Consider the following 6,165-nt stretch of genomic DNA (forward strand, 5'->3'; position numbering starts at 1 on the left):
ATGATGTGGCAGTACATTATAATTCTACCAGGCCAGCAAGTTTGGGAGCACTGGCATATGCTCAAGGGACGGATATTCATATTGGCCCGGGACAGGAAAAGCATTTGCCACATGAAGCGTGGCATGTAGTACAGCAAAAACAAGGTCGGGTGAAGCCAACCTTACAGATGAAAGGAGGGGTAGCTGTAAATGATACTGTTGGGGGTAATGATCACTCCATAGCGGCTAACGGAGTGGCCCAACTGAACAGGGATGAGAAAAAACAGGACTATAGTAGACTTTTATTGAAATTTGGAGCCATAAAACCAGTTTACGCTCAGAAACGGACAGAGGCCAGATGGTTATTAAATAATGTAAGGGTAAAAGAAGGAATTGAAGAAAAACAAAGGTGGTATTTACGAAACAGATTGGAGCACCTTCTGCCTGAATTAGATAAAATCAGCGATCTGACTTTTGATGAGACTTTCAGCCATGGTAAATATAAGAAGCTGAAGTATGCCTGTACCAGGTTGGGAGGTAATGATTTAAAGCTCCTGAACCAGACTATTACTGAACTCAAACAGTTATACCATGAATTTACAGGGAAACATGGGGAAAGGAAAATAATCAATCAGCCGGGTTATGCCACTGGTGATGTCTTTGGTATTGCTGCGTCCCTTATTGATGACCCTAATCTCGATATTGTTATTAGCAGAGGTGCGGAGAAAGGAGAAGAAGGTTATGATCCGACAGATAAGGCCGATGCGCTGGTTAAATTTTATACAGACTCAGGTATAGAACCATGGCGTATACATATGGCACAGGTTTCAGATTTGAGAGGTGAAGGTGCTAAGGCTATGAAAGAAATGACACGGAGTATCCATAAAGGGTTTGACCCGGGATTGTCAAACAGGACAATAGATAATAACCTGACCCTGACCGTAAGTGGAGGAACGGATTATGTAGCGACACACTGGAGCGACGAAATGAAAAGCAAAGTACGAAATGCATGGGACGTTAACGATTCGAAGGACAAGGAGATTCAAGATTGGCTTCAGTCTAAAAATGTACCACGCGGAGGTAAAAATGTTGCCATTTTATGGTCACGGTTTAGTGGAAAGAAAGGAGACATTCACCTTGAGCATGATACCAGCTACAGAGGCATGGAGCAGATAGTGATGATGGCCAAAGAAAAATTTGATGCTGTTATAATAGCCGGAGATCCTTATGCAACCCCTGACAAAGCAGGTAAGTTTACGGAAATCGCCACCAAAGCGGGGCTTAATGTGTTTGACCTAACCGGTTTTTGGGAGGACAAAACGGATTTACTGAAAGCCTGGGGAGGTGATACACGTTTTGGACAATTCAAACTATATGACTATCTCGACAGGCACTTCGAAGAATTAAAACATTTGGGATTTCGAAGTGGAAACCTCGAGGTTATGGCTATGCTTGGTCATCAGGTAAGGTATATGGAAGAACCTGACAGCAAAGGAGGGGAGAGGATGGAAAAATGGCATGAAAAAGAGGGAGGAAAAACTGCCATGGGAGGAAAAGCTACAGGTTATGAACGGCTTATGGTGGATAAGCCTCCAACACGATCAGGCCAGTTTCTAAGGGCATTTCAAAATGAGTTTGGCGACAGGCCTGCATGGGCGCCAGGCAGAGACCCGAATAGAACAAAGCCAGACCAAATTCATGCTTATGAAAGTGGGTTTAATGAAAGGGATCTTATGAAAATAGGAAGCTACCTCGGTGTGGCCAGACCTTCCCAAATAACCCACGTACCGATATCCTTTTCACCTTACGCCTCACTGACCACTTTAGATCTGACTGGGGTGAGGATATCCTCGGATCTGATCAGTAAACTTATGAGCTATATTAATGCTGGCATGCTCCCCAGTCTTTCCCGTTTAGATATAGATGAGAGTTATCGGGGAATTGTAGAGCCATATGGGGATATACAAGGGATACTGGTTAACTATAAATAATGCGTGGCAGTCAATATCAACATTATGGTTAAGTCCTTTTATGTGATTTTTTTATCAAAGATTTCACCTCGTAAAGACTGATAACAGGAATATACCTGACAAACAGCAGGAACATGGTAAGGAACATCCCTATGGAGAAAATGAACACACCAATGTCATAGAGTGATGGTGAAAACAGGGCCCAGGAGCTGGGCAGGTAGCCGCGGGAAAGCGATGTAACGATGATCACAAACCGCTCAAACCACATACCGATATTGATGATAATAGAAAGCACAAAACTGAATAAAAGGTGCCTTCTCAATTTTCTTAACCATAGTAGCTGGGGTATGAGTGCGTTGAAAAGCAACATACAAATAAAGAATATAGCATAATCACCCGTAAGCCTGTATTTCATGATAAAGGCATCTAAACCACCCACATATACCGCTTTGCAAACCTCAATAAAGTAGCTCAGGGCGATGAGGGAGGCATGTACAAGCACAATACGGTTCATTTTATCAATATGGTTGATGGTAATGTAACTTTCCAGGCCAAGCAATTTCCGGAGAGGAATAAGTAAGGTGAGTACCATGGCAAACCCTGATAAAATGGCTCCTATAACAAAATAGGGAGGAAACATAGTGGAGTGCCAGCCTGGCACCAGCGTATTGGCAAAATCCATGGCTACAATGGAGTGGACGGAGATCACCAAAGCGGTAGCCAGGCCTCCAAGGGTATACATAACTGACTCATACCTTCTCCAGTGCCAGACGGAGTTGTCCCAATTGAAGCTACATGCCGCATAAATTTTCTTCTTCAGTCCTTTGCTTTTATTTCTGAGTTCTGCAAAATCAGGGATCAGGCCGAGGTACCAGAATATCAGCGATACCAGGAAATAAGCCAGTATAGCCGTAGCATCCCAAACCAGTGCTGAGTTGAAATTGACCCATAATGACCCATAGGTGTTCGGTATAGGAAAGACCCAGTAAAAAAGCCATGGACGGCCCAGGTGGGCAATAATGTAAAAACCCGAACAGCTTACAGCCGCCAAAGTCATGGCTTCGGCCGACCTGTTGATAGAGTTTCTCCACTTGGCTCTGAAAATCAGCAAAATGGCTGAAATTAATGTACCGGCATGGCCTATCCCGATCCACCACACGAAGTTGGTGATATCCCATGCCCAGTTGACTGCCTTATTCTCACCCCACATACCTATACCAGACCACCAGGTGCGCAGCAGGCAGAAGCCTCCAACACTTAGCAGCAAACCACATAGAGCAAAAGCCATTCGCCAGAAAGTCTTTTTTTCTTTTATGCCAGTGGTAACATCATGCGTAACATCATTTCTGCTTTTGTCTCCTGCTATAAGCTCTTCCTCTAAAAGAGATCCTGCTTTTGAGTTCATATGACGGGTTTTTTGTAAGGCTCAACCGCAACTGACACCGGGCCTCCTTGTGTGAAAATGAAGGAGGGATAACGCAAATGGGTTTATACAGCTTTGCAACAACAGCCTGCTTCCTTTTGTTTATCGCGGGTACACCTCTCCGCCCTATAATTCAGGAAATTGTTAAACAAAACCTGCTGCCGGTTGCTTTTACTAAAAGAAAGTAAATGGATAGCGTGAATGAATAAGGAGACCAGAGACAGAATTGACAGGACATTGTCTTTTATTCAGCCCTGGTTGCTGCTGGGGTTTATTATCATTTTTGTGCCGGGTGTAGTCTTTTTCACCTTCTACTATTCAGATAAGTTTTTACCTTACCCTGTTTCAGAGCATGGCAGGGAAATAGTGCCGCTTTTCAACACTACAACCATACTCACCGGCCTGGCCTTTTTTCTGACCCAGATACTGCTGTTCTTTTTTGCATTCCGCTACAGGAAAAAGGTTGGCAGACAAGCCAGGTACCTGAAAAATTTCCTGAAACTGGAGCTTTTCTGGACGGTTATCCCAGCCCTGGCTTTTATATTTCTATTTGTGTGGGGGCAAATCCTTTGGGCAAAAATACAGGCAGAGCCGGAAGGTGATGTGGTGGAGATAGACGTAATGGGCGAGCAGTTTAACTGGTGGGTGCGTTATCCCGGTCAGGATGGTGAACTGGGGAGGTCGGGCTTTGAATATATCGATCAGGTAAACCATATGGGTATAGATTTCACAGATCCCGGCAGTCTTGACGATTTCATCCCCATGCAAATACACATCCCTAAAGGGCGGCCGGTAAAGCTCCATATCAGGACAAGGGATGTAATTCATAGCTTCTTTTTGCCACACTTCCGGGTAAAGATGGACGCCGTACCCGGCATGATCACCAAAGTGAATTTTACCGCCACCACTACTACAGCAGAAATGAGGGAGAAGCTGAATGACCCGACTTTCAACTACGAAGTGGCTTGCGCAGAACTCTGCGGCCGCATGCATTTTGCCATGAAAATGATCCTGGTAGTGGATACCCCGGAGGAATACGGCGAATGGTTGAAAGAGCAAAAAAGCTGGCTGTCGCAACACCCCGAATACCGCATAAATTACACGAGCCAATGAGTATGGAAACGCTGGAAGATAAGGAGTTTAAAGAGGTGTCTTTTCTTCACAGAAAGGATGCAGGCAACAAGGTGCTGGTTTTTATTTTCACTTATATTTTCAGCACCGACCATAAAACCATTGCCAAACAATACCTTTTTGGAGGCCTTTTCTGGGCATTTGCCGGGGCATTGATCTCCCTCATCTTCCGGCTGCAACTTGGCTTTCCAAACCTTGACCTGAGCTGGCTGCAGCCCATACTGGGTGACAACATCATCAACGGACGCCTTGATCCGGATTTTTATCTCTCCATGGTCACTATGCACGGCACTATTATGATGTTTTTTGTGCTTACAGGCGCCTTTTTAGGTACTATGGGCAACCTGCTGATCCCATTGCAAATAGGTGCCCGGGATATGGCCTCCGGCTTTCTTAATATGCTGTCGTTCTGGTTGTACTTCCTCTCCGGGCTTATCATGTTCCTTTCATTTTTTGTGGAAACTGGTGCGGCTTCCTCCGGCTGGACCGCTTACCCGCCACTGAGCGCCCTGAAAGAGGCTTCTCAGGGTTCAGGGGCAGGCATGACCTTATGGATCATCAGCATGGTCATTTTCATTATTTCCAATGTGATGACCTCCATCAATTTTATCAGCACCACCATCAATATGAGGACAGAAGGCTTGAGCTTCAGGAGATTGCCACTTACGGTCTGGGCTTTCTTCTTTACAGCCATTCTCAGTCTGCTGTCATTTCCCGTACTGTTTAGTGCATTGCTCTTGCTCTTCTTCGACAGGAGTTTCGGAACCAGTTTTTTCCTAACTGATATCTATATTGCCGGTACCCATTTGCCCTACAAGGCGGGCAGCCCCATTATTTATCAGCACCTGTTCTGGTTTTTGGGACACCCGGAAGTGTACATCGCCATATTCCCTGCCTTCGGTATCACCTCCGATGTTATAGCCACAAATGCCAGAAAACCTATTTTTGGCTATGCCGCTATGGTAACTTCCATTTTTGCCATCATGATCCTGTCATTTCTGGTATGGGCGCACCACATGTTTGTTTCAGGGATGAACCCATTCCTGGGGTCGGTCTTTAGCCTTACCTCATTTATTATAGCTGTACCCTCTTCCGTCAAAGTATTCAACTGGATCACCACCTTGTGGCGTGGCAATATCCATTTTACCACCTCCATGCTGTTTGCACTCGGCATGGTGTCCTTTTTCATTACCGGAGGCCTTACAGGGCTGTATGTTGCCAATTCCGCTATTGACATCGAAGTACATGATACCTATTTCGTAGTGGCACATTTTCACCTGGTCATGGGGAGTGCAGCCTTCTTTGGCTTTTTATGTGGTGTTTACCATTGGTTTCCCAAAATGTTTGGCCGGATGATGAACAAAACACTGAGCTATCTACACTTCTGGCTGACCTTTGTGGGGGTGTACCTGATCTTTTTCCCTATGCACTATTTAGGTATGTCGGGGCTGCCGAGAAGGTATTACTCCTTCACCAACTTTGATACGTTTGATGCTTTCTCCGATCTTAATGCATTTATTACCGTGGCTGCCATACTTACCTTTGCCGGGCAGTTTATTTTTCTTTTCAACTTTTTCCGTTCCATCTACAAAGGAAAACCCGCGGAGGCCAATCCCTGGAGGGCAACTACCCTCGAATGGACTACACCCGCCAAAGTACGGG

Annotated in this window: 4 protein-coding genes; 3 read left to right on the top strand and 1 reads right to left on the bottom strand. The window is 45.2% G+C overall.

Annotated features, from left to right (window positions below; all coding sequences use genetic code 11):
• A partial coding sequence (locus tag E1163_RS21865) for an eCIS core domain-containing protein (RefSeq protein ID WP_155174601.1) occupies nucleotides 1-1,970 on the top strand: 1,970 nt, incomplete at its 5' end.
• Between the two features lie 28 nt (nucleotides 1,971-1,998).
• On the opposite strand, the gene nrfD is transcribed toward E1163_RS21865, so the two are convergent.
• Complete coding sequence (nrfD, locus tag E1163_RS21870; RefSeq protein ID WP_155174602.1) at nucleotides 1,999-3,354, bottom strand: NrfD/PsrC family molybdoenzyme membrane anchor subunit; 1,356 nt, start codon at nucleotides 3,352-3,354, stop codon at nucleotides 1,999-2,001.
• A gap of 219 nt (nucleotides 3,355-3,573) precedes the next feature.
• Between nrfD and E1163_RS21875 the strand changes: the two genes are divergently transcribed.
• Both E1163_RS21875 and E1163_RS21880 read left to right on the top strand, forming a co-directional pair.
• Entirely contained in the window at nucleotides 3,574-4,485 is a 912-nt protein-coding gene (locus E1163_RS21875; RefSeq protein WP_155174603.1) for a cytochrome c oxidase subunit II, read from the top strand.
• The coding region (locus tag E1163_RS21880) for a cytochrome c oxidase subunit I (protein ID WP_246223828.1) at nucleotides 4,482-6,165 on the top strand (1,684 nt) is incomplete at its 3' end. The genes E1163_RS21875 and E1163_RS21880, both read left to right, overlap by 4 nt.

It is taken from the genome of Fulvivirga kasyanovii, assembly GCF_009711405.1.
Taxonomy (GTDB): Bacteria; Bacteroidota; Bacteroidia; order Cytophagales; family Cyclobacteriaceae; genus Fulvivirga; species Fulvivirga kasyanovii.